This window comes from Tengunoibacter tsumagoiensis (genome assembly GCF_003967535.1).
Lineage (GTDB): Bacteria > Chloroflexota > Ktedonobacteria > Ktedonobacterales > Ktedonobacteraceae > Tengunoibacter > Tengunoibacter tsumagoiensis.
The window spans coordinates 845,305-871,737 of record NZ_BIFR01000002.1; the positions used below are offsets into that span (position 1 = coordinate 845,305).

16 protein-coding genes are annotated in these 26,433 nt (G+C 50.3%); 3 read left to right on the forward strand and 13 right to left on the reverse strand.

What is annotated here, in order from left to right; translation table 11 throughout:
- Window positions 1-477: 477 nt before the first annotated feature.
- From EL628_RS23760 to EL628_RS23800, 9 genes are all read right to left on the reverse strand, one after another.
- Window positions 478-5,406 carry an outer membrane protein assembly factor BamB family protein gene (locus EL628_RS23760; RefSeq protein ID WP_126582499.1) on the reverse strand — a complete coding sequence of 1,643 codons (4,929 nt, stop codon included), beginning with the start codon at window positions 5,404-5,406 and terminating at the stop codon, window positions 478-480.
- A gap of 64 nt (window positions 5,407-5,470) precedes the next feature.
- Window positions 5,471-9,085 carry a glycosyltransferase gene (locus EL628_RS23765; protein WP_126582500.1) on the reverse strand — a complete coding sequence of 1,205 codons (3,615 nt, stop codon included), beginning with the start codon at window positions 9,083-9,085 and terminating at the stop codon, window positions 5,471-5,473.
- 562 nt (window positions 9,086-9,647) lie between these two features.
- The gene (locus tag EL628_RS23770) at window positions 9,648-10,397 is read right to left on the reverse strand and encodes a thioesterase II family protein (RefSeq protein WP_126582501.1); all 750 of its coding nucleotides are present in this window, start codon (window positions 10,395-10,397) and stop codon (window positions 9,648-9,650) included.
- 741 nt (window positions 10,398-11,138) lie between these two features.
- Window positions 11,139-12,788: an efflux permease Rv1217c-related protein gene (locus tag EL628_RS23775; RefSeq protein WP_126582502.1), complete on the reverse strand. Its 1,650-nt coding sequence runs from the start codon at window positions 12,786-12,788 to the stop codon at window positions 11,139-11,141.
- Window positions 12,778-13,704 carry an ABC transporter ATP-binding protein gene (locus tag EL628_RS23780; protein WP_126582503.1) on the reverse strand — a complete coding sequence of 309 codons (927 nt, stop codon included), beginning with the start codon at window positions 13,702-13,704 and terminating at the stop codon, window positions 12,778-12,780. The genes EL628_RS23775 and EL628_RS23780 overlap by 11 nt, the downstream gene beginning before the upstream one ends.
- 102 nt (window positions 13,705-13,806) lie before the next feature.
- Window positions 13,807-14,523, reverse strand: coding sequence for a TetR/AcrR family transcriptional regulator (locus tag EL628_RS23785; protein ID WP_126582504.1), 717 nt, complete (start codon window positions 14,521-14,523; stop codon window positions 13,807-13,809).
- Window positions 14,524-14,710: 187 nt separating this feature from the next.
- Window positions 14,711-15,292 (reverse strand): arsinothricin resistance N-acetyltransferase ArsN1 family B, encoded by a 582-nt coding sequence (locus tag EL628_RS23790; protein ID WP_126582505.1) that lies wholly within the window; start codon window positions 15,290-15,292, stop codon window positions 14,711-14,713.
- 182 nt (window positions 15,293-15,474) lie between these two features.
- Window positions 15,475-16,323 (reverse strand): alpha/beta fold hydrolase, encoded by an 849-nt coding sequence (locus EL628_RS23795; RefSeq protein WP_245994396.1) that lies wholly within the window; start codon window positions 16,321-16,323, stop codon window positions 15,475-15,477.
- 17 nt (window positions 16,324-16,340) lie between these two features.
- A complete protein-coding gene (locus EL628_RS23800; protein ID WP_126582506.1) occupies window positions 16,341-17,543 on the reverse strand; it encodes an oxalate decarboxylase family bicupin in 1,203 nt (400 codons plus the stop codon).
- A gap of 546 nt (window positions 17,544-18,089) precedes the next feature.
- Here EL628_RS23800 and EL628_RS29950 point away from each other — a divergent pair.
- The 3 genes from EL628_RS29950 (at window position 18,090) to EL628_RS23810 (ending at window position 22,021) form a co-directional block, all read left to right on the forward strand.
- The gene (locus tag EL628_RS29950; protein WP_161975717.1) at window positions 18,090-18,227 is read left to right on the forward strand and encodes a hypothetical protein; all 138 of its coding nucleotides are present in this window, start codon (window positions 18,090-18,092) and stop codon (window positions 18,225-18,227) included.
- 276 nt (window positions 18,228-18,503) lie between these two features.
- Window positions 18,504-20,258: an ABC transporter ATP-binding protein gene (locus EL628_RS23805; protein WP_161975718.1), complete on the forward strand. Its 1,755-nt coding sequence runs from the start codon at window positions 18,504-18,506 to the stop codon at window positions 20,256-20,258.
- Window positions 20,255-22,021: an ATP-binding cassette domain-containing protein gene (locus tag EL628_RS23810; RefSeq protein ID WP_126582508.1), complete on the forward strand. Its 1,767-nt coding sequence runs from the start codon at window positions 20,255-20,257 to the stop codon at window positions 22,019-22,021. The genes EL628_RS23805 and EL628_RS23810 overlap by 4 nt, the downstream gene beginning before the upstream one ends.
- 186 nt (window positions 22,022-22,207) lie before the next feature.
- Here the strand turns inward: EL628_RS23810 and EL628_RS23815 are convergent, their stop codons facing one another.
- The 4 genes from EL628_RS23815 to EL628_RS23830 form a co-directional block, all read right to left on the reverse strand.
- Window positions 22,208-23,284 (reverse strand): metallophosphoesterase, encoded by a 1,077-nt coding sequence (locus tag EL628_RS23815; protein WP_161975719.1) that lies wholly within the window; start codon window positions 23,282-23,284, stop codon window positions 22,208-22,210.
- A gap of 187 nt (window positions 23,285-23,471) precedes the next feature.
- A complete protein-coding gene (locus EL628_RS23820; protein ID WP_126582510.1) occupies window positions 23,472-23,912 on the reverse strand; it encodes an NUDIX hydrolase in 441 nt (146 codons plus the stop codon).
- A 107-nt stretch (window positions 23,913-24,019) separates the two neighbouring features.
- Window positions 24,020-24,580 (reverse strand): GNAT family N-acetyltransferase, encoded by a 561-nt coding sequence (locus EL628_RS23825; RefSeq protein ID WP_161975720.1) that lies wholly within the window; start codon window positions 24,578-24,580, stop codon window positions 24,020-24,022.
- 114 nt (window positions 24,581-24,694) lie between these two features.
- Window positions 24,695-25,675 carry a P1 family peptidase gene (locus EL628_RS23830; RefSeq protein ID WP_218028985.1) on the reverse strand — a complete coding sequence of 327 codons (981 nt, stop codon included), beginning with the start codon at window positions 25,673-25,675 and terminating at the stop codon, window positions 24,695-24,697.
- Between the last annotated feature and the right edge of the window lie 758 nt (window positions 25,676-26,433).

A 26,433-nucleotide genomic window follows, 5' to 3' on the forward strand; every position in this document is an offset into this window, starting at 1 on the left:
AAGATGAAATTCCTTTTGTCTCACCAAAACACTTACGACGTATACTATCCTTTTCCAATGCTGGACTGCTTATCGCAAAGCATTCGAGAGCCTGATCACGTTGTGCCTCTCAGAGAGACGTAAGCGATGCTGATGCCCGTGCCATAACCGATTGCCTCTCTCTTTGAAATGGGAGTATGCAGAACGGTCACTCCTCAAAGTATACTTGATACGATATAGAATGATCAAGAAAATACGACACAGAATTTTGTCATTGACACTTGATGACCATCATGATGATGCTCACCAATAGCTGCGTTGGTTTGTGTCTGTTTCGCGCACACGGTATGATGATGGCTGACCCACAGGAGACTTCAACGGCCTCGGTCCCTGCTTGACGCAAACGCTATATGATGGCCATAGACTGCAAGGGGCCTGAGTCCCCCCGCAGTCTGCAACCGCCATCAGGCTTCTCTGAATTGCCTGCTAAGATGTGATCTATCCGATTGTTACTGTATCAAATGTCGCGCTACTCAGACTATTCTCATTATGAGAATTTACGGCCAGTCCTGCCAGGAGGGAACCATTCAAGGAAAGCATGACTTGTGATCCCGCGATAGGTATCCAGGTAGTGCCATTCTGAGAGGTGTAAGCGGTATAGGTTGTTCCCGTATGATCGACTTTGAGATAGATCCCAACCCCGCCGGGAATAGCCAGCGTGGTCGTAGTTCCTCCTACAGTAGAGCGGTATTGGACCGAGATTCCATTGCCTGGTGTGATAAAGATCCCATAATACGGGGAGTCGACGGCTGTTGATTGACGGAGCATTACACCTGCCCTGGCCCAGGGATCTGTGTTCCCCTGAGCAGTGATATGGGCGCTGATTCCACCATCTATTGTCAGTGTTTGCCAGATAGCGTGGAACTCATCGCTTGTGCCCCAGAGATCTGCTCCATCTCCCTGAATAGTCCAGGTTCCATTGGTTAGCGTCTGAGATCCCGGTAGAGTGGGGGTTCCAATATCTGCACAGGACCAGTTAGTGGGACAGGCTGGTGCAGGTGGTGGTGGGGCTACCGGGCTCTGTGTGACGGTATCCAGTACAATGGTTGCCAGATAGCCATCATTGTGGGATGTTGCGGCCAGACCAGTCAGCAGTGTGCCTGTCATATTCAAGCGGACAGACGAATTGGGGATGGGCGTCCAGCCTGTCCCATCTGTTGACGTATAAGCGGTGAAGACATTGCCTGAGCGAGCAATCTGCAGATAGACAGGCACAAGACCTGCGATCTGTACCTGTGTCGTTGCCCCACCCTGCGTTGATCGATATTGAACAGCGATTCCATTGCCCGGCGTGACAAAAACGCCGTAATAGGTAGAGCCCACATCCGTGGATGTGCGGAACATCACGCCAGCTTTGGCCCAGGGGTCGGTATTGCTTTGTGACGTTATATGCGCACTAACGGTTCCATCGGCAGTCAATGTCTGCCAGATAAAGTGGAAGGTATCGGCTCCATTCCAGATATCCTGTCCGCCTGTATTGATGGTCCAGGCCCCATTCGTGAGTGTTTGATTGCCAATAATGGATGGGTTCCCGATATCAGAGCAACTCCAGGTCGTGGGACATGGTGGAACAGGTGGCTGCGGAGCTGTCGTGGTGACAGAGACAGTATCGAATGTGGCGTTATTAATGAGCGACACGTTATGCGAGGTGACGGCCAGACCCGCGAGCAGTGGACCTGTCAGGTTTACCATACGAATACTCGATTGTGCCAGTGGCGTCCAGGTCGTTCCATCGGACGAAGTATAGGCGGTAAAGACAAGGCCAGAGCGTGCTACCTGGAGATAGTTTGGAGTGGTCAGACCTGGAAAAGTGAGTTGAACGGTATTTCCTCCAAGCGCTGTGCGGTATTGGACGATGAGACCATTATCGTGAGAGGCAAAGGCAGCGTAGTAGGCTGAGCCCTGATCGGTGCTTTGTCTGAGCATCACGCCAGCTTTGGCCCAGGGATCAGTATTGGTCAATGTGTTGACATGGGCTCCAATGGTGCCATCTCCATTCAATGTCTGCCAGACATAATGGAATTGATCTGTGCCTCCCCAGATATCGGTGCCTCCTCCACTGACGGTCCAGTTGCCACCATTCAGCGTCTGGTTGCCAATCAAGAGGGGGTTGCCAATATCCAGGCAGTTCCAGGTGTCTGGACAGTTGCTGGGAGGAGGAGCCGCAGACGTCGTTACGACAACGTTATCAAGGACCGCTGTGGTGCGAATGGCCGTACTATGGGAGGTGACTGCAATACCAGCCAGGAGCGGGCCTGTCCAGGAGAGGCGCAGGCTACTGCCAGCGATTGGCGTCCAGATCGTTCCATCTGCTGATCCATAAGCGGTAAAGACGGCTCCTGCTCGGGCAACTTTGAGGTATGTGAAGGCCGGATTTGTGGCTGGTATCAGCATCTGCGAGCTGGGTCCAAATGTGGTCAGACGATACTGCACCACAATACCGTTGCCAGCCGATTGAAAAACTCCATAGTAAGGTGAACTGGCATTGGCATTCTGACGAAGCATCAGTCCCACTTTGGCCCAGGGATCGGTATTCTGAAGCGAGACAATATGAGCGCTTAGCGAGCCATCGGCGGGAATTGCCTGCCAATCGAAGTGAAACTGGTCATAGAGCCCCCAGATATCGCTGCCACCTGCGCGGATCGTCCAGGTGCCGTTGGCGAGTGCTTCACTGCCCGTCGGAACCGAGTTCGCGACATCGCCACAACTCCAACCAGTTGGACAGAGGACAGGGGGAACAATGGCCGTGTTCGTCAGGATCACAGCCTGCATGGTACTACTGCCAATTCCCCCCGCAGCCGAAGTCATGGCCAGCCCAACTTGCAAGGTTGCAGGCAGATTGAGGGTAATGGTAGAGTCATCAATCGGCGTCCAGGTTGCACCATCTCCCGAGGTATAGGCAGTAAAGATCGATTGCCAGCGGGCAATGCGGAGATAGATCGGTGTATTTCCTGCAGCACTACCGAGATTGATTGTATTAAGGCCAAGGGTATCCCGATATTGAACAACAATCCCTTTTTGTGGTGTGACAAATACCCCATAATAGGGAGAGCCAGGATTGGTGCTCTGACGCAGCATAAGTCCTGCCCTGGCTCCAGGGCTGGTATTATCTTGCGCCGTAATCTGAGCACTCAAGGTCGTATCGCCTGTAACGGTTTGAAAGACAGCGTGGAAATGATCGGCATAATTGGCTATCTCGTTCCCCGATGCCTTGAGCGTCCAGACGCCATTCGTGACTGTCTGATCCCCAACAAGTGTTGGATTGCCGATATCGGTACAGCTCCAACCGGCAGGGCAGGGTGAAGCGGAGCCTGGAACCGCTACAGCACTCAGCGGACCAATTGTTGGCGGAGTGAGAAGCGCCGTCCCGGTTATTCCGTTGGCCCCCGAACTTACGGCAACGCCAGTGACTGTTGTAGCCGGGAAGACCTGCGTCACGGTACTCCCAGGAACAAGCGTATAGTTGATGCCATCGGTTGAGGTAGCCGCCTGAAGGCTATCCCCTTTTCGTTGGAGTGCGAGATAGATAGGAAGTTGAAGCCCGGTCAATTGTTTGAGGAGAGTGGTGTTGCCACCATAGCCAGCGCGATATTGAATCGCAAGACCATTATTGGGAGTCACAAAGGCCCCATAATAGGAAGAGGCCGGGTCAGTGCTCTGGCGAATACTTATCCCTACCTGTGCATTAGCCGTCTGGGGCTGTGCCAGAACCTGTATTGCAATCTGTTGATCGCCAACAACTGTCCTGGTGATTGAGCGATAGTGATCCGCTGTACCCTGGAGCCCTGTTCCAGCGGCGGAGATATTCCAGGTCGTTCCAGTGCTTGTTTCACTCCCTGCCGGGGTGGGATTTCCTATATCCTGACAGCTCCAGCCAGATGGACAATTCGCGTCAACGGGTGGAGGCGCAGGAATGGGGGCAGGCGTAAAGGCATAGACGGTTCCATTCAGTGCTCCATCGACAAGGAGCCCATCGCCAACGCTGGCCGCGCCATAAAAACCATTTGCTGAATAATAGGTCGAGAGCCGCTGTCCAGTAGAGGCATCGCGAACCTCAAAATTCGGGCCAGCCTCATCGATAATCAGACCATTAGAATAGGTGACAGCCGGAATAATGGGATTGGGCGTCCCCTGTTCCCAGAGAATCTTGCCAGTGCTGGGATCAAGAGCACGAATAGAACCAGGGTAGCCCTGACCTCCGATCACCGTATTGCCCCCCGCCATATAGATTCTGCCACCACCATACGCCCCCGTTGAGACCGTTCCATTGCCACAGGGTGGGCAATCCCCCGTTTCAGCCACTACCGTCTGCCAGACCGGACCGGCTGCAAGATTCGCTGGATTAAAGGCATAGAAGATCCCATCTTTATTGGCAGCCCCAACCAGTTGATTGCCATGAATATCTGTAAAAAAGAGGGGGGAATTGCCCCAATCAAGATCAATGCCTGCCTGGTCAGGAGGGATCTGCCAATAATCTTGAATCTGTAAGGTTGTGGCATTGATTGCCACTAAAGATTGTGCATAGAGTTGAGTTGTGAGACTGATCGTGCCCGTATCCATAAAGATAGTATTGGTGGCAGGGTCGATCAGAGGTGTTGTCCAGACTCCAGCTCCAACCTCACCAGTATTGACAAGATTTAACGTCTGGCTAATCTGATGGGTTGTCAGATCTACTTTAAGAAGCTGTCCCTGGACCAGTGGTCGATCACAATTACTCGCTACGCCAATATAAGCATTGCCATTGTAAATAAGCGGGCTGGACCAGTTATAGTGTCCTCCAGTGGCACTATTATCGCCCGTGTCTACCTTCCAGAGGATTGCCCCACTGACCGCGTCTAATGCATACCAGTAGCGATCCCCGCCGCCTACATACACGATTCCGTTCTGAACAGCCGCCGATGAATTAATCCCAATCGTTGCGGGAACGCAATCGGGAGCTATCGTTTGCCCTAAAAAGGTCTTCCACTTTATTGCCCCGGTTGTCGCATCAAAGGCATATTCGTAGCCATCCCAGGAACCAATATAAACGACGCCGTTGACGATCGCTGGTTGAGAGGAGATGCCCCCTCCTGTCTGGTAAGTCCAGAGTGGTTTCAGTTGATTGGCATTAGCGGTGCTAAACGTTGTATCAGTACTCGCGCTGGTGTGTGCAATATCATGTAAATACATCGGCCAATCGTTACTGACAGCTTGCGGAAGCGCAACCGAAACAGCATGTGCCGAGACGGTTTGCCCGTTTTCCCAGAGCAAGGCAGAGAGCAGGATGACCAGGAGAAGACCATGCACCCCCGCGTGCGGGCTGAGTCTGAAGAGCGCTCTGTGCTTCCAGGCCTTCATGGCCTGGAGCACGTGGAATCTGTGTATCATACAACCTCCTTGTTAGAAGCCAGTTTTTACAGTGCTGAAGAACAGGGAATAGCCTGTATATTGCCTATGGTTTATGGTTGGGGTCACCCTGACCACATTGAGCATGAAGATTGATCAGTTGTGTTGAGAGGGTATGAGTAGGAAGGGGGGCCAGACCCTTGCGATGAAAGAGAAGCAAGCCTTTGGGTTCTTGTGTCACAACCTCATACTGAGCCAGAAACTCAGGAGTATGCACATCGATTTTTTGTGCAATAAGATCATCAGGATTGGTTGGATTGACAAGAATCCAGTCTACAGAGTGGGTAGGATGAGCGAGGGCCGCCTGCCACAATGGGCCAGAACCCTCATAGATCACATCTTTAAACGAGATCTGTGGTACGGGCGAGGTAAACGTATCTTCTAGAATCAGCCCATGGTCATAGTGTTGGGCAAGAAAGAGAACGCTCTCATGGAAGGGGGCGCAGTCCAGTCCATAAAGGCCATCGTTCAGCGAGACAATCCCATTATGAGCGGTCCAGCAGGCCTGACCAAGAATGACCCCTAGAAAGAGGATCGGCAGCGAAAACAGATAGACCTTCTGAGCCATTGCTTTGCGAGCCTGAGTCAGCGAGAAATTCTGCAGTGGATGAGCGGCAAAAAAGGTATGAGTCAGAAATGTTTTCACACGTTGCCCAACCTGTACAATATGAATCTGCATTAAGCGACTGATCAGTACCGCCACAAAAAAAGCTGTTGGCGCGACCGATTGAACGCCATAGCGAGCATTATAGAGGCCATTGGGCGCACTGGGGGGAACTGCTGCTGTCACATAGAGCGCGGCCTGACCGGTATAGAGAGAGACAACATAGAAGATAAAAGGAATAAAAATCGTCAAGCCAGCAATGACATCGGGCGTGAAACGGCGTCGGCAGAGATACACGATCAGCGCAACCCCCCCCAGGGTAAAAGTGAGCCAGCCAACATTCTCCAGCGAATCAATCGTAAAATAGCGTATTGATTGCCAGAGATTATGATAGGTGTAGAGAATATGCAGCTTAATCAAGGATGTTTGCTGAGCCTGCGAGGAGAAAGGGCCACGCTGGAAATAGAGCGGATCATTAAAAATAATCGCATTCCAGAGCATCCATAGGAGAATCCCTAAGCCGCCAAGAGCACCAAATGTGAGCAGATTAGCCTCAATCTGTTGACGGCGCTGACGTTTTAAGAGACCAACCAGCACAATCAGCCCCAGAAGAGCCAGGAAAAGAAACCAGGCATCATAGCGCGAAAGGGTTGCAAAAAACGTACCCAGTGCTGCCAGCAACAATTGCAGCAGCTCCTCATCCTGAGTCCAGGCAATAAAGTAGTAGCAAGCCATCAACATGGACGCAATCAGAACAATCTCACTCAATGGAGTCGTCTGAATATAGAGAATGTTGAGATTGAAGACAAAGAGCAGGGTGCCAATAAAACTGGCACTTCGATTCTGTGTCAGCCGATACGCCGAAAGATACAGATAGATCGCCGCAATCACAAAGCAAGGCATCGCTGCAAAGCTTCCTGCCAGGCCAGTAAACCAGAGAAAATTGTTCCAGATAAACGGCAGCATCAGCAGATGAGGGAGCGGGAGCCAGACGCCTCCGATCTGGGCCAGTCCGGGGGTCGCGCTATCAAGAATGCGGCGTGCAATCAAGAGATGTGAATAGGAGTCGCCATACGTGAGAAGCTGATCGTTCTGATAGAAATACCAGAGCGCTCCCAGGCTGGTGAGGCAAGAGAGCAAGATCAGTACCAGCAACCAGGGATCAAAGGCATTGTGCTTTTTTGTCGGCAGAACCTGTTGTAAGCGATAGAGCAGCGTATCTGTATTGCTTTTCTCACTGGTTTTGCTCTTCAATTGTATTGCAGGTGAGAGCGTCAGAAGCGAAGAAGAGATGCTGGCTGCAGAGAGCTGTAGTCCAGACGAGACCAGGCCCGTACTGGATGAAGACGTATTTGGATCTGATTGGACTTTTGCTGTCTCCAGTGATATGTCCTGTAATACGGGAGCTACCGTCTTTCCAGACGCGAGCACGTTTGTTGTGACGGCAGAGGTATTATTCTGGGCATAAGCGAGATGCAGGCCATGTTTCGTCTTTTCCCAATAGTGAGGCTTAAAGATCAGCTGATAGAGTGCAATAAAACCGGCCAGACTCGTCATCGCCCAATAGATAGGGATCAATAAAGTGGCGAGAACCAGTTCGTAGCGCTGCCGTTTCATACATCCAATAATATGGGAGTAGAGATAGAAGAAGTTGCCAAAGACCAGACAGATCGAACCAGTATAGAGGACCGAACGCGGGAAAAGTGTCTGATAGGCTTCCCCCACAAACGGACGAAAGGCGAAATAGAGGATCACCATCAACCACATCAAAGGATTGATAAAGAGGACCGCCGTACGCGCTCCAATCACAATCTGAAGCCCCAGGAATTCTTGAAGCCTTTCAGGTCGTAGATATTGCGAAGGTTTGCGCATATAGACCAGATATGTCTGCATGTAGCCTTTGATCCAGCGCGAACGTTGACGCAACCAGTTGCGGAACTGCGAATTGGCCTCTTCATACGTTGTCGAGTCCAGAACCGCCGTTTTTAAGTGATAATGAGCCAGACGTTGTCCCAGATCACAATCCTCCGTCACATTGAAAGGGTCCCAGGCACCAAGCATACGAAGAGTCTCAGCACGAAAGTGATTAGAGGTACCCCCTAAAGGCAGCGGAAGGCCAGCACGTTGCAGGCCTGGGAGCGTCAGATCAAACCAGAGCGAATACTCAGCCGTAAACCAGCGCGTTAAAAGATTTTGATTGGGATTATAAAAATTAAGTTTTGCCTGAACACAGGCAACGGTAGGTCCTTGTTTGGCAAAGGTCAGGACCGCCTTTTTGAGCTGGAGCGGATCAGGAATATCCTCTGCATCGTAGATCACAATATAATCGCCGGTTGCCTGGATCAGACCATAATTACAGGCACGCGGCTTGGTACGAGGTTCGCCAGCGGGGACAGTAATCAGAGAGAAATGTGAGGGAACATGCATCTGACTGATTGCATCACGCGTCTCCTGATCATCCTCTTCGGTCAGCAAGAGAATCTGGAGCTTCTCAACTGGATAATCCAGAGCCTCCATAGCTTTAATAAATTGAGGAACAACCTCCACCTCGCGATACAGTGGGCAGAGAATCGTATACTTTGGCCATTCGGCATGGACCAGCGCATGAACAACCTTATCCGTAATATCTTCTGCCGCAGAGCTCTTTAACGTACCAGTTGCGAGAAAGAACGTAAAGAGCAGATCCCCTGCGTAGATAATCATCAATACAGAAAGGATAAGAGAGAGCAGAGTAATACCCCAATAGAACAGCCCCACAAGCAGGCCAAGGATCAGGCAGCCGATAGCCACGATCTGGAGGCGGGTCATCGTATGAAATGCGGAGAGATGGTAGCGAAAAGGAGCGAAGGGATTAATTTTTTTGCCACGGATCGTAAACGTCTGTGAAGCCTCATGTATGTACTGTCTGGCCTGGTCTAATTTGCCCGGAACAGTGTCATTCGCGAGCCAATCGAAGTAGATAGCAGCCTGTTGACCAGTCGTCGTTAAGATAGAATCTTCCTCTTGAAAATCTTGTACGGCAACAGCATGCGTATGGTCATTATTATCCTTAATCATCAACTAGATCCCTCTAAAGTCGCACCAGGTATAAAATACATTAAAAAATTTGGACACACAAAAGAAAGCCTTTACATGATTGCGGATCACACATTCTTTGTGTTTTTCCAGCACAACCTGAAGTAAAAGCCGGACGAGAGGAAGGAATGCTTCTATGGCGAGGGCTTCAATGCCGTTTTACTAGCTCATTCTGAGGGTTATGTAATATATGAACGGCAGACAGATAGAAAAATGGGCTTCCATTATTACGCTATACTTCGCGTGGAGAAAATGGCTTGAATTACAGAAGATTCTCTAATGTATAAAGATTGTATCCATTATCTTTCTCTGAAAAAGCAAGCGGGTAATGTATTCTACAGGCAAGGAAAAATAACATTATTTTACTTTCATCGAGAGAATACAAGTAACTATTATCATAAGTATAAGTATTTGTCAATGCAAAGCAGAATAGAGTAAGAATAAATAACCTTTTGGGCATGAAGGCATAGCAAAAATTTTCTATGAGAAGAGCTTCATCTTTACAGATAAAGGAGCGTGCTCTGTTCTTTGCCCGGGACTCTGGTTAGCACCTGGCAAGAGCCTGGTTCAGGACATACATCACGTCCTGTCTGACGGGTTGAATAAAAAAGTGATTCCCGGCAAACATATGGAGGGTAAAGCGGCGATTGGTCTGTGTACGCCAGGCGTCCAGTTGACTCTGAGACACCTCCGGATCGGAGAGACCGCCCAGTGCGGCAATAGGAACTGCGAGAGGTTCTTCTTCCTGATAGCTATAGGTTTCGCAGAGCTCAAAATCGGCTCGTAGAATGGGTAAGATAAGCTGAAGGAGCTCGGGTTCGCGTAAAACAGCTTCTGGCGTGCCACCTAATTTTTGAATGGCAGAAAGAAAATCTGGCTCTGGCAGGTTATAGATGGGATCTTCTTTATGCCAGACCTGAGGAGCACGCCCACCCGAGACAAAAAGATAGCGAGGAAGTGGTTGTTGAGCGCGGCGTAACCAGCGAGTAAGCTCAAAGCTGACTAACGAGCCCATACTATGCCCAAAGAATGCATAGGGTCGATCCAGGAAAGGCAGTAAGATAGGGCCCAATGTCTCGCACAACAGTGGGATCTGGTTAATCGATGGTTCTATTAACCGATTTTCGCGGCCTGGAAGCTGGATGGGACAGATATCAATATCTGGTGGTAAGAACCGGGACCATTCGCGATAGATACTGGCACCTCCGCCTGCATAGGGCAGACAGAAGAGGCGTAGATGCGCTTGAGGATTCGGGCGTACTTGAAATAACCACTTATTGTTCTCAATTTTCATGCATTGAAATCCATTTCTCTATAATCCTTTGGATAAATTATAGCGCAATACATGCCCCTGTTGTCAATCAATCTTCAACGTATGCTATGAATAGGGAATGGTGCAGGATTGGCGAGAGAGGGAAGAGATCCTGCCATGGTACCGTTTAAAGCACATAAGATACTATTTTCACTGTAATAAATGAAAAGTAGGGTGTCTCCTTCCTGATTGTGAAGCTCCACTCTGTGAGCCCCTCCATAGCATCGTTTCCAATGGAGTCATGGAGGGGCTCACAGAGTGGAGGGGGACGAGAGGAAAGAGACAAGCGGCTTTCCCTACTTTACATCGTATGATATGTTTTTAGATTGTGAGAGGATAAAACAAGTAGGGAAGGTTGCTTGTCTCCTTCTTGAACATCAATCTCCGCTATGATTCCCCCTCCATAGGAATCGTTTCCAATGAAGCTATGAAGGGGTTCACAGAGCGGAGTGAGAACAGCGGAAAGAGACAAGCGACTTTCCCTACTTGGTATTGTTTTATATCATAAATAGAGCATAATATTATAATAGAAGTAGGGAAGGTTGCTTGTCTCCTTCCTGATGGTGCAGCTCCACAATGGTAGCCCCGCCATAGCATTGTTTCCAATTGAGCCATGGAGGGGCTTACAGGGCGGAGTGGGAATGGGAGGAAAGAGACGCCCTACCTGGAATTATATACGATGTAAAAACGCTCCTGGTACCGCAGAAAAGATATGGAGACCACTTATCGTCCAATATCTTTGCGGATAAAACGGATAGAAGCCACCGCTAATGCTACTACGGCGACTGCGAGCACCCCCAGCATATCCAGGAATGGCAGACCATGTAACAGCGGTGTTCCATAATAATAAAAGGCTGAGAGCCTCAGCGTCGTCTCTGACCAGTTCAAGCCAGGCCCAACAAAGCTGATAAAGAACCAGACGATCAACAGAAAGCTCAAGAGGCCAGTATCTATCGCTGTACGTAGCCAGCCAGCCAGCAAATAGCCCAGAGCAGCCATCAGTAGCCCCAGTGGAATAATTGAAAGCGTTGCAGCAGCCAGATTGCTATCATCGAGAGAGAGGCCACTGGCTAGCGCGGCCAGTGCTGTAACGGCCAGCGTCACAACACTGATACAGATGGTAGCAGTAGTGAGCGCTGCAAAACGCCCTAAGAGCACCCGCAAACGTGGCTGTGGCGTAGAAAGCACCAGATCCAGTCGTCCCTCTTCCTCATCGGCAGACCAGCGATTGGCCTGCGTAATGGCAAAGATCATGATCAGTACCGGAAGAAAGACAAAGAGTGCACTCAGAATAGTCGCATTTGTTGCAATATCGCCCCCTCCAACTTTCGTCAGAAGATCTTTCAGGACTGGAGAGCTCTGGAACAGAGTTGCCATATTCGCCTCTGTCTGTTTGACAATGGCAACCATCCAGCCAGCAAGTCCAGCAATGGCTAAGGTCCACCAGCAGGTAGGAGCTATAATCATGCCCAGGCTCCGTGTATAAATGGAACGTAGCGACCAGGCATTCACTGGAAGGGCCTTCTCTCTTGAGACGGTTCGAGCTGGCTGGTGCAGGAACGCAGGAAGAGCCACCGTTCCTCCGACATCGCGCCGCCTGAAGAAGAACAATGCGGCCCCACTGAGCAGAATATTCAAAGCCAGGAGGAGCAGCATCGCGCCAGGATTCGTTCCATACCCAGGAACCAGCGGTTTGCTGAGATTATAGTAATAGATGGGAGAGATCTGGCTGATCCATTCTGTACCAGGGATAACTCGATGGACGATATCTAGCAGAATGAATAGAATCAATAAACCAGTTGTCCACCCAGTAGCGGTACGACGTTCCTGAGTGAATTGGGAGATGAAGAGGGTAAGAGATCCAAAGAAGCCACCAATCAATATCACATTGAGACTGAAGAGCAGAGCATCGCCCAGTGTAAAGTTTGCGCTTACACTCTGACCACCTCCAAAGGTAAGCAACGTAATCAGTAGACCCATGATCAGCAGGGTCGTCCAGACAGCGGCCAGCTTTTCCAGTAGAATACGCACGCGCCCCTGGGGGAGTGAGAGCAGAACGTCCAGCGAGCCACGTTCTTCTTCTCCACGTATGATGCGGCTACATGTCAGCAGCGGCCAGATGGCTATGACCAGGATGGTCAGACCATATTTCCAGGTCACATAGCCACCAGGCGTGTCCACACCCACAGGATCAGCAAACCAGGCAAACTCTTTTGCCAGATCGATAAGCGAAGCGCGAGCCTGTGGTGTCGTCAACAGAGAAGGGACAGCAGCCAGAACCGCATACATAAGGAGTCCCATACCGATGCCCCAACTAAACATCGCGATGCGGAACTCGCGTAGCGTTTTGAGATAGATACTTTTAAACCACATGAGAGGCCTCCTTCGCAGCCTGTCCGTCACTTTCGTAGTAACGGAGGAAGATATCTTCCAGGCTGGGCTCGTGGCTGATCAAACTCACAACAGCATACTGGGCTGCGGTTTTGACCACAGCATCAGCTCCCCCCTGTAGAGAGAGATGCAACGTACGTCCATCCGCCAGGAGCTCCACCTGTTCTACGCCGTCAAGCCCCTGGAACGCATCGAGAGGTACCTCACTGGCAAAGGTAATGGTAAGCTCGTGGCGTTTAATATCCTTCAACTCGGTGACCAGACCCACACGCACCAACTGGCCCTCTCGAATAATTGCAACCCGATTGCACGTTTGCTCTATCTCAGTCAGAATATGTGAAGAAAGAAAGACAGTCCGTCCGTCGGCTCGTACCTCTTTGACCATGCGCTCAAATTCCTGCTGGTTCAACGGGTCCAGACCACTGGTGGGTTCATCGAGAATCAGCAGTTGAGGTCGATGCATAAAAGCTTGAATGATACCGATCTTGCGTTTATTTCCGCTGGAGTATTGCCGAAACTTGCGACTGGGATCACAATCCAGCCGTTCAATCAGTTGTTTGAGATAGGCTTGATCAACACCACCACGGAGATGTCCAAAGTATTCCAGAATCTGCCCACCTGTCAGATTGGGATCGAACGAAAGCTCGCCTGGTAGATAGCCAATCAGCCGTTTGATCGCGATGGATTGTTGCCAGACGTCCAGTCCAGCAATGCGCGCGGTGCCTGCATCTGCATGCAGGAGAGCCATCAGCAGGCGAATAGTCGTTGTTTTGCCAGCCCCATTGGGGCCGAGAAAGCCAAAAACCTCTCCTTCTTGCACCTGGAAGGATACATCGAGAATGCCCCGTTTCGTGCCATAGCGTTTAGTCAGACCAGCAACTTCGATAATCGCAGTCATGTCCTTTTCCTTTTTGGCTTGATTATGTATGAGATTAAGAATGTCAGTGTCGAGATTGCTCTCTCAAGTGAGTTGAAAGAGTACTGATCTATCACGTTCTTGTCAGGGCGATGCGGGCGGTCCATGCTCGGAGGATGAGACCAGCCATTGTGAGAGCTCTGTGCGCGAAGCACGCTGTAAGCAACCAGCTGGTGCTCCTAACACAGATTCGAGCGCATCGGTCGTAGCGGAGACGATGCGTTCAAGACGAGAGAGATCTTCGCGCTTCTGTTCCTCTGCCAGAAGAATTTCGGCTGTAGCATAGCCAAGATCTTCAAGCAAGGTGAGGATCATTCTTGCCGCTTGATCAGGATAACGCGTCGTCAGGACCCCCTCTTGTATTCCCTGGCTAACAATCTTCTCCAGCCAGGGAGTAAAGCGTTTGACGCGCGCCAGATAGAGTTTTTGACGCACAATAGCATTCTCATCTGCATACCAGATACGCAGGTAGGCTAGCACCAGATGCTTATGCTCGATTTTTCCATGGTCCAGTGCAACAAAGAAATGGTGAAGTTTGTCCAGAGCACTAAGGTGGGGATTGTGGACAATCGGGAGCAGCCGTTGTTCGACCTCATCTCCGATACGTTCAATGAGTGCCAGGAGCAGTGAGAGTTTGGAGTCAAAGTAGTGATAAAAAGCACCTTTAGAGATCTGGAGCGCAGCGAGAATATCTTGAATGGCCATCTGCTCATAGCCTCGGGTCTCGACCAATCGCTGCGTGACATCAAGAATGGCGCTGCGTCTCTCGGCATACTCCTGTTCGTTGACTGTACGTCCCATCTCTACTCCTTTTAAATAAACCGACCGTCGGTTTATTATTATAACTATAGCTCAGGAATACGCAACTGTCAATGCTAGCGCTTACGAAAATGAGGTCAGTGCTTTTTTGCACTGACCCTATGAATAGTAGTGATGCCTGGGTGTATGGTAGTGTCCTACTGTTGAACGAGAGTATGGTCTGATGATGCTATTGTCCACTGGTGAGGGCTGTTTGCCAGCCTGCAAGAAGTTGAGCTTCAGCGAGACTGAGGGGCGGAAGAGGATTCTCTTGATAGTCCTGGAGATTTCCTTGCCACCAGCCTACATCCTGCCAGGCCCCGTTTTTATAGCCAACCTTCTGATAGATGCCAACAGGGATCATCCCCATCGCTTCATGGAGTGCGACACTCCCCGGATTGGGGAGGGAGATACCTGCATACACATTATAAAAACCTTGCAGACGAAGAAGTGCAAAGAGCGAGGTATAGAGTGCTCGTCCTAAGCCCTGTCCCCGATTCTGCTCAGCGATGTAGACCGAAATATCTGCCGACCACTGATAGCCCAGGCGTGAGCGATGCTGGCTGGCATAGGCATACCCCAGAAGGTCTCCCTCTTTTTCTGCAACCAGCCATGGATGCGTCAGAAGCGTTTTGATAATACGCTCCTGTATTTCTTCAGGGCCAGGAGCTTTGAGCTCAAAAGAGGTCGCTGTTCGTTCGACAATGGGAGTGTAGATAGCTGAAATTGCGTCGGCATCGGAGGCCCGAGCTAAACGAAAAAGTGTTTGCATAAAAATTGCCGATCTCTCCTTTAGCAAATGACGACTATACTGGTGATAAGTAAAATTATTTACCATTATAGTCACAACTTTATAGTCATTACTTCAGGAGACGATCGCCAATTTTTTACCTATCCAGAGTGGAATTCTCTCAATAAAAGGAAAGGATTCCACTTTGCTGCATAGGCATTGTGCTATGCTTTAAGAAAGCTCAGGAGATCCGTATTAAACTTGTCTTTATGCGTGCTGAACAGGCCATGTGGCGCTCCAGGATAGACCTTCAAGGTCGCATTTTTGATGATCTTGGAGGAACGCAGAGCCGAGGCACCGATTGGTACAATCTGGTCATCATCTCCATGGATAATCAGGGTAGGGACGTCAATCTTTTTGAGGTCTTCCGTGAGATCGGTCTCTGAGAATGCCTTGATGCAGTCATAGGCCCCCTTAATCCCTACCGTCATGGACCAGAGCCAGAACTCCTCTCGAATGCCCTGAGAGACCTGGCTGCCAGCTCGATTAGCTCCATAGAAAGGTGCGCTGAGATCCTTATAGTATTGCGAGCGATCGGCGAGAACACCTTTGCGGATCTCATCAAACACCTCGATGGGCTGACCATCAGGGTTGGCTGGAGTTTTGAGCATAAGTGGAGGAATAGCACCGACAAGGACCGCTTTTGCCACGCGTGAGGTGCCGTGGCGGCCCATATACCGTGTTACTTCTCCCCCTCCTGTTGAATGTCCCACTAAGAGAATGTTGCGCAGGTCAAGCGCTTCAATGAGTGTAGCGAGATCATCAGCGTAGGTATCGAGATTATTGCCATCCCAGGGCTGGCTGGAACGACCACCTCCTCGACGGTCATGGGCAATGCCGCGAAATCCACTCATCGCGACCAGATTGAGCTGGTCGTCCCAGGCATCGGCGGTAAGTGGCCAGCCATGACTGAAGACAACAGGCTGTCCGCGTCCCCAATCTTTATAAAAGATCTGTGTGCCATCCTTTGTCGTAATCATATTTCGAGCATGTTCTGTCGCAGTTCTGCTCATGGCTTGTGCCTTTCGGTTTATCTGACAATGATTTTCTTCTGTTTGGATAGTGCATGTAAAACGTTCTGGTTCAGATTTAAATGAGCCTGAACGAGCTCTGGCGGTGTCAATGCCAGCCACTGATTGAGTGAGATATCGGCGAAACGTGCGCTCTTGAACATTTCCAGAAAGCGCAGGGGCGTATCACCACTATTTTCGATATAGTGACCCATCGCAAAAGGGACATACCCTACATCACCAGCCTGGTAATTGAATGTACGTGCTTTGCCTTCAGAAGCAAATACGGTCATCCGTCCACGTCCCTCGATGTAGTATTGCCACTCGTCATTGTTGGGATGCCAATGCAGCTCACGCATAGCACCAGGATCAACCTCTACTAATGCCGCTGCAATAGTGGAGGCGGCAGGAAAGTTTTTTGAATCGACGATGCGTACGCGGCCTCCCGTGGCCTGTATCGGCTCCTGATCCAATAAGCGGTAGGTCAGGTTGAGCTGCCCTTCGGTATTGTTGGGATCATTGACCCTATCTCTGTTGAGTGGACCAGGTACAGGAAGAGGGAAGATATAGCGTATATGCTCAAGATCTTTTGTGGGGAGATCAGCAAAATCATCTTCCGACACCCCAAAATTCCTGGCCAGGATTGACCGGGGTGTATGGGCTAACCAATCTGTCAGCAAGAATGTCGAATCTTCAGAGAAGTCTCCATCGTCAAAGACAAGAAGAAACTCACAGCCTTCCTCCAGAGCCTGAATCGAATGCGGAAGGCCAGCCGGAAAATTCCATAGATCACCAACACCAACATCATCCAGAAAGTTATGACCAGCCTGATCAATCGCACTGACGCGGGCTCGGCCAGCAAGCATATAGGCCCACTCAGCCTCTTTATGCCAGTGTAGCTCGCGGACGGCCCCAGGTTTCAGGCGCATATTCACACCGGCCAGTGTTGTTGCAACTGGCAGCTCGCGTACGGTAACCTGTCGTGCCCACCCTCCTTGCTGGAGTCGATTATGTGCCATGGAGAATGAGAATTTCAAGTTGGGGATAGTTCCGGCGTCCGTAGCGGGAGGCGCGAGCGTATCCGGGTTCTGTTGATCAAGCGCTACATTGCGAGGACCAGGATCGGTTGCACCATCTATGCCTCTGATTGGTTGTGGCAACTGATGGTCTGTTCCAGAGCGTTGCGATGATACGTTTTTGATGGTAGTGCTCCTTCCAATCATTCATGCTCTGAGCTAATGGCGTTTCACGTGGTGGTTGATGGGAACGCTCTCACCCCTTTTTGTATCAATGTGCACTGTACAATGAGTGGAAGCTTTTCAGTATGCCATCATCTCATACGGATGAGTAGATGTGCGTTCTTCCGCATGATAAAAAGATAGGGCAACACCCCCTCCTTTGGCTTTCTTTATAGCTGATGAAAAGCAGAAAGAGGAAAGACATTCAGAGAAGTTGTGAGTAACCTTTCTTGATCATATGTTTTCGCTTGATTGATTGTCAAGCAGAAGTATGGATCATTCCGATAAAATCGAGAAATTGTCTCTTAGAGAGGACATGTTTTTTCATCTCTGCCGAGGGGTTCGCAAAAAATGGATCGTCCTCATCCTATTCGGAAAGCTTGACATATATTCACTTGTTCAGGTAGAATTTTATCATAGTACTCTTATTTCAGGTAAAGGAACAAATCCTCCTTATGGCGAAGCAGTTATGTCGCCCAACGGCAGTTTGCTAGACACGCGCTGTCTTTGGGCTATGATGGGACAGATCAAATGGTGAAGCGTGTCTCACGGTATCATCCCGATCATTACTCGCCGGTCGATACCGTGTCGATATGGAATATTATGCGCTATGCTCTGCTGGTGCTTGCCTCGATACGTCTGAACGTTGCCTCAAGCGGGAAACGGTAAGCGGCGTATTTGCTGACCAGGGATGCGCCTTTTCATGGCCTTTCCTTTTCTTTTTGCATGCGCTGTTTTTCCTATCAGATTCTCCTGCGTTTCACCCTCTCGTTTTCCTGCAGAGCCTTTCCTCAAGGATGTATTTGGCATCCTTGCGAACTTCTTTCTCTGAAGTCTACTCAGCGCCGTGTGTTGCTGTCTGAGAAGATTTTGGGCCATTTTCTGCTTTGTCTCCTCACAACACACGACGCCTTTGTATCCAAAAGCACGAAGGTGATTCTTCCTATGAACACATTCTTGTCAACGTATTGGTCCTTCTGTTGGATCTATCTTCGCCCCTATCGCTGGAAGGCGTTATTCTTGCTGCTTCTTTTGCTGAGCAGTATCGGTCTCCAGATCTTGAATCCACTCATCTTGCGTTGGTTTATCGATGATGTGAGCACATATCAGCCCTTTTCGCTGTTGTTGCACACAGCCCTACTCTTTGTGGTCATCGCGCTGGGAGAACAGGTGGTCTCGATGCTCGAAAACTACCAGGCCGCCGATCTTGCCTGGCTGACGACCAACGAACTGAGGACAGATGTCATGCGCCATTGCCTCTCCCTCGATCTGGATTTTTATCAGGCACATACGCCTGGGGAGATGATTGAGCGGATTGATGGTGACGTCAACTTGCTCAGTCAGTTTTTCTCGCGCTTTCTCATGGCAGTGATCGCGAATGTCTTATTCCTGCTTGGAATCGTTGCAGTAATTTGGGTGATCGATTGGCGCATCGGCTTATCCCTCGGTCTATATATGCTGTTCGTCCTCTTCATCCTGGTGCGTATGGGCCCTCTGGCGATCCCCTTCTGGACGGCCAGCCGCCAGGCGAGCGCAGATCTGTTTGGCTTTCTGGAAGAGCGGCTCTCTGGCACCGAAGAGGTGCGTGCCTTTGGTTCAGCTTCTTACCTGCTTTCCCGCCTTTTTCCGCTCATACAACGATCTCTACATGCAGAGCGCAGAGGGACACTGGTCAGCGTCTTGCTTTGGGGGACAAGCTCTCTCCTCTTTACGCTTGGGACTGCTATGATACTCGGCGTGGGGGCCGGTCTTTTCCGTGCTGGAGTGCTCACATTGGGGGTGGTGTTCCTGTTGTTTACCTATGCACAGCAGGTGGCACAGCCGCTCATGGAGATCACTCGGCATCTGGGCTCATTCCAACAGGCTGCTGCGGGAATGAACCGCCTGTTCACCCTTCTGCGCACACAGCCAACGCTCACGGATGGAAGCGGGACACAATTGGCTACCAGGAGACCAGGAGCACCAGCCGTCGAGTTTCGAGATGTGTCCTTCAGCTACATGGGTGGAGAGCCAGCTTTGCAGAACCTCTCCTTTACCGTTGCGCCGGGTCAGGTACTGGGGGTACTCGGTCAGACTGGGAGTGGCAAAACCACATTGGCGAAACTCGTGTTTCGGCTGTACGACCCGCAGCATGGCTGCATTTCCATCGACGGTGTGGATATCCGCAATGAGCGTCTTGCCGGGCTGCGTGCAAGCATCGGTTTTGTGACGCAACAGGTGCAGATTTTTCACGCCACCGTGCGCGAGAACGCGACTATGTTTGATTCCTCTATCACAGATACTGCGCTTCTCGCCGCCCTGCGCGATCTTGGCCTCTGGGAATGGTATCAGCGCTTGCCTGATGGGCTTGATACCATGCTCACTGCCGCTGGCGATGCGCTCTCCGCCGGGGAGGCTCAGCTTCTTGCACTGACACGCATCTTTCTCTCCCAGCCATCTCTGATTGTGCTGGACGAAGCAACTGCACGCGTTGACCCGGCGACAGAAGGGCTCATTGAGCGCGCGCTGGACCGGCTCTTACACGACCGCACTGTTATTCTCATCGCTCATCGTTTATCAACGGTGCGACGTGCGGATATGTTACTTGTCTTACAAAACGGACGCATGCGTGAGTATGGGACGCGTGCGTCGTTAGAAAGTAATCCCCAATCGCACTTTGCCCATCTACTCCGTACCAACGACGAGGAGGTGCATGCATGAGCCCCGCGAAAGTTCTCTGGCGATTGGCCTGTTTTCGTCCAGGCCAATACCTGGCGGTTTTTACGCTGCATCTGCTCAATCGGCTCTTTTTCCTGGTACCGGGATTGCTTGTGCAGGCCGTTTTTGATCTGCTGACGGGGAAGGCACCTTCTGGACGCGATCTCTGGTTGCTGGTTGCCTTGCTGGTCGCGGCTCAAGCAGCACAAACGGCAACCACCCTGGCCACATATCTCCGTGAACTGAATGTCCGCTTTGCACTCAGCTCGCTTTTGCGTAAAAACCTCTTCCAAAGCATTCTGCAGTACCAGGGTGCTTCTGCACTTCCTTCTGCGCCTGGAGAAGCAGTGGCGCGCTTGCGTGATGATGTCGACCAGATCGCAAAATACCTCAGCATCGAACTGTTGGATTTCCTGACGATCTGCCTTTCATCGCTCGTGGCGCTCGTGGTCTTATGGCGTACCAGCGTAATGGTGACGTTGGTTTCATTCTTGCCATTGTTCGCGATCATGCTTGCAACCCATCTGGCCCGCATGCGGATCGATGCATACCAGAAAGCCGATAGCCAGGCTTCAGCGGAAGTAACTGGTGCGATCGGCGAGATGTGTGGAGGTATCCTGGCACTCAAAGCTGCAGGAGCAGAAGAGCGTCTCCTCCAACGCTTTCGGTCTTTGAGCGCGACGCGACGAAGAGTTGCGCTGCGTAACACGTTCTTTGGGAGCGTACTGGACACCCTCTATCAAGGCTCGACGACCTTTGGAACGTGTCTGGTGTTACTCGCTGTGGTGGGGTTGATGCATACCGGTTCGTTCTCGGTAGGGGACCTGGCTCTCTTTGTGTACTACCTGGGCTATATCATGGGAACGCTCGGCGGTGGGGGATCAGTATTGGCCCATTTCCGTCAGATTGGCGTGGCCTGGCAGCGCCTCTGCGCACTACAGCCAGATGCGCCCAGTTCGCAATTACTGGCGTATGGACCAGTCTACCTGCGTGGAACGGTCCCTGCACCATTCTATGAGGAAAAACGACCGATACATCGTCTGGAGGCACTTGAGGTTCATGGACTTTCCTATCTATATCCTGGCTCCAACGGTGGGATCAAGGAGTTCAATCTCCAGATGCGCCGTGGACAGTTTGTGGTGATCACAGGGCGCGTCGGCTCTGGGAAAACAACGCTCCTGCGAGTGCTGCTGGGGCTGCTGCCAAAAGCCTCGGGGCAGGTGTTCTGGAATGGCCAATTGGTGGAGAAGCCCGAGATGTTTTTCACTCCACCACGCAGTGCCTACACCGCGCAAGTTCCCCGCCTGTTTAGTGAGACACTCAGAGAGAATATCCTGTTTGGCCTTCCTGCTGAGTATGCGAACCTGTCTGAAGCAATACATGGAGCGGTGCTGGAGGCAGACCTCGCTCAGCTTGAGCATGGGCTAGATACGATGATTGGCGTGCATGGAGTCAAATTGTCTGGAGGCCAGGCTCACCGTGCGGCAGCAGCGCGGATGTTTGTGCGCGATCCTGAACTCTTAGTTTTCGATGACCTTTCGAGCGCCCTGGATGTCGAAACCGAACAACGCCTTTGGCATCGACTTTTTGCACAGAGAGAAGTAACTTGTCTGGTTGTCTCACACCGGCATGCTGCCTTGCGCCGCGCCGACCATATTATTGTGTTGAAGCAAGGCCAGATCGAAGCACAGGGAACGCTTGATCAGCTTCTGGCCACTTCTGAAGAAATGCGGCAATTGTGGTATGGCCAATCACAAGGAGCGTAGTCTCAAAGTGGGTGCGAGCAGAAAGGCTCGCACCTCTTTTACCACCGTGAGAATCTGAGGAGCGCTTCTTCTTTTTTCAAAAGCGTACATACTTTAACTATTGAGTAATTGTACCGTTCCCGATGTGATGCCATTTCCAGGTGCACTGCTTATCCATCTGCCTGAGCTCCTGCTCTTTATTGCTGGCTATGATGTCAGATGCCAGGTGTTCTCTTCCTCGGGCGACTTGATGTATATGTCTCTGGTGGGAACAAAAGGTTGTTCGCTCTTCGCAATCGGCACATAGGCGAAAACGTATTTCTCCGGATTATTGAGGCGAATCAGCAGCCCTTCCAGATCTTCTTCATATTTGCCTCCGTTGTGTTTTTCTGGAACAGGCGTATGCCCATAAAACCAGCGTTGCACCTTCTCCCTGATGCCCAGATTGTCCAGCGTCTCCTCAAGGGCTGTGGGATGAATGCCTCGACTGGAGGTCAACTCCTTGACCACCTCGCGCGGACGCTCAGGATTTTGTAGCTCCGCCCGGGATAAAGGGATAAGCGGCAATGTGTGCGTTACGACATAATAGTTTCCTTGTGCAAATAGGGGTAATGCCCGCTCAAAGCGCGTCCAGGCGTCGAGAAACGTCTCCCCCCACCCTTCTCTGGTGAGCACCCAGTCTTTGACTATACCTGATTCACCTTTATCAGCAGTGAAAACAGGCTTCCCATCAATTTCTATCACTTCTTTCTGATCGTTACATTTGAGCCCGACAAACTTTCTATATGGTCCCATTTCCATTGCCATATCATCGTGATTACCGCGTAAACAGTGGAAATGTTGGGGATAACATATTTTGAGATACATGATCATCGCACCCATTCCCAGTGAGTACGTCATCTCCCTCTCCAGCAGTTCAGGCGTCCACTCCCCATCCAGATTGACTACCCAATGATCGCGTTTTTCCGAGTGCACAATGTCACCAACGCAGACGACCTGCAAACGGCCCTGTTGGAGAAGCTCAAAGATTGAATAACCACTGAGGGGACCTTCGCTGAAGCGTGTCCCCAGAATGGTGACGAGCATCTCTCGGCGCGCATGCAGATCAGGGATGATGATCGTTGGCAAATCTTGTAACTCGAGCAGACTACCCCGTTGAGGCAAAACATTGCTAACAGCGTCAAGTGCCGCCAGATAGGTTGTAGGGAGCTCAAGCTGATCGTGTTTTGCAAAGGCGCTGAGCGCGTCCAGGCTAACGGCAGGATTTACAAATGGATGGTGCATAAATACGTTTCCTCCACGATACATGACAATAATATAATTGTATATTTCTTTGCTTGTATTTTACTCTATTCCAATTTTGATTGCTATTGGTATTCCTGGATTGAACGGGGGTATAATCGCAGCTGACAAGAAATTACGGACGGTTCCGGACCGGTAGGATGGGAATTAAAGACGCATGAAAGCATCCTCATCGAATATTTGTCTGTTGAAGATATGCAACCCAGGAAGCAATTGACTTTTTATATCCTTCAGGCATATTGAGATGTGGGATCTCCTCAGGAGTAAATTGACCTACAGCTTTATGCTCTAGGCTATGAGTGACTTGAGCAAAAGGAGTTGGATAACAACCATAGCTGAGAATGAGAACAGATACTCCCTCAAAAATATGATAAACCCAGGAATCGAGCAATGGGCCAGTTTGAGCCGTCAACCCGAGCTCTTCTTCAATTTCTCTGGTTACTGCGGATTCTGGAGATTCCCCAGGCTCTAATTTGCCGCCTGGAAGCTCCCATTCGTCACGCTCATTTTTGAGCAACACAACTTTCCCATGATGATAAATAATCCCTTTTACCGAGACGGGAAAGCGATAGGATGTATTGTCTGGTGGTATTGGATGTAAAGAAGCCATCAATAGGAAGCACTCCTCTCCGTATTTGCTTGCTGTTTGATGTATTCGATGCTACTGAAAGTATATCATCTGGAGGGAGGTATTCAGAAAAAGGCAGCAAAGAACTTTTACTGAAACATGCGGATAAACCACATCGTGAAGCCTAATCGTTCGTAAAACATTGCAATTTTCTTCCAATCTTTGCTTGAAGAATACAGAGAAAAATGCTCAATACCCTGGCTCCTTGCCGTTTGCATCACCGTGTTCATGAGTTGCGTCCCGACCTTTTTTTCTCGATAGGGCGCAAGAAGGTAGAGATCGTCAATCTCTAGATAGGAGCCACCTGTCGGGAAAAGAGCGATTTCCCCTGGACTTGCCTCATGAAGAGATGCTGTGAGAAATCCCACAATTGTTTCGCCGTCAAGGGCAAGCAAGAAAAAAGGGCTGATTTTCCCTCGAAAATAATCTGCATCATCAGCACCATAGCCGGTCGTAATCTGTTCTTCTTCCCAGTGTGACGACAATGTTACGACATGCTGAAGGTCTTCCTCCCGGCAAGGGCGAATGGTCAATGAGACCATTTGATTAACAGATTCGTTCGAGAACATGAAATTCCTCTGCTTTCTTTGTTGATCGTACCATTTGTCCGTCAACCATACTCCAATCGGTTTTTCCTGCTTAAACGTCATTTGATCTTTCATCCGGGAGAGCGGCAATGTCCAGATGCAGAAAGGAGATGTATCATCTTGATCTCCCCTTTTCATTGTAGATGAATGTCTCGTAAGGGAAACTGCCCCAGTCTCTTATTGCGTTGGTCCGCTTGCGAGAACCGCATCCCAGGCCAACTCTGATGCCAGTATCCCCAGCATCGTTGGACTGATGAGAGAGTTCTCCACTTCGTTGGTGGTCGCTGTATAGAGTACATCGCCATCGTTGAGGGTCTGAAATGGCTGAATGGCGCGTGACATAGAACTATGGACGTGTCTTCCTACTTGCCTCAACTCTTCTGGACGCAACCTTTGATTCGTAACGACAAGTGTCAACGTGGTATTGCCAAAGGCTGTTTTCACTGCTTCACCACGAGCAAGACGCTGTTCCAACTCCTCGATTGGAGAGAGGCGTAGACCTGTTTTAGGATCGCGGTTGCCTCGCACAATCTGCCCTTGTCGATTAACAATGACGCCAACTGCGTTAACGACTGTAAAGACGCCGATCTTTGTTGGGCCAATCTGACGAAAGGCCCCACCTTGTCCAGAGGCTTCCTTGTGTGCGATATTCATGATATTGCCGCAGGTTACTGATCGGCCTGCTCCCCGTGCACCGAGAGGAAAGAGACCCGGACGCGCAGCAAGGAGGGCAGCCTTTCCCAGTTGATGATCGGGATAGATGATATTCTCACGGAAAATGTAATCGTTGAGGATGGCCCCAGAAACCACTGCCACATGTTGACTCGAAATTGCGGCCTTCGTTTGCAGAGCCATGGCTCGCTGCTCAAAGAGTGCTGCTGTTACTCCACTTGCGGCCTCAAGCCCATATACAGAGCCCCCTGCGAAACAAAATGCATGCTTGAGGTGATCGCGTTCATAATCACCTGACGTAACAACAAGGCCTCCACGTGCATCCTTCGCTGTTGCTACTCCATCAGGGAAGTAGAAAATGGTACATCCTGTTGGTCCCTCAGCATATTCAGCGATGCCAATATGTAAAGCAGGAAAATTAAATTCTAAGGTTGGTCCTTCAAAGGAGGTCTGAGGAACAAGAGGAAAAGAGCTATTCATCAACATTTACTGTACTCCTTATCTACATATAACGGCTACTTATGTAGGATGTGTGGATCTTGTTATTAGAGAAGAGAACTCATACTGGCAAGAAAAGCGATATGACGGAATATTTATAATGGCCTTTGGCGAGAAAACCACGAAGTCTTCAGCTTCGTGGATGAATCGCCGGATGTGCAGAACCCTTCAAAAGAAACCAGCACACCCATGGACTCAAAAAACTCCGGCAGAGCCGGGTGATGCGTATCTACTGGCTGTGACCACCAGGAGAATCCGACCTCATCTCGACAAGGTTCAAAAGGCTTGTTGTGCTTGGAGCACCGATCCTTTCCTCAAATCTTCTTAACTCCAAACGACAGAGCAGCGGTCTGATGCGTCAACCGCAGGTGTCATGACCAATTGAACGGAGCTCCCATTTCTGGGGCTGAGTCTGGTGAACTTGAGCTTCCGAAGAAGCGACCAAACCGTCGATCCAACGGCTTCCGAAGAAGCCGCTGAGTCTTCAGCTCAGCGGTAGTTCACGCTACTCACTCCTCTGTGTAAACGCGATCACTCATCAAGTATACCATGTATAGAGAGTTCAAAGAATATGAGACGCATGGAACCCAGGGCTTTCCAATTTTCACAGGGTTTTCCATTTCTGGGTGAGTCCTCTGACAGCCAACACGATTCTCGCATCGGGAAGAGCACAAAGAAGAGGAAGATATTGCATCAGGTTATTTATCGGGCGCGACTGCGGTCTGGCCCGTGTCATCAGCCACAAT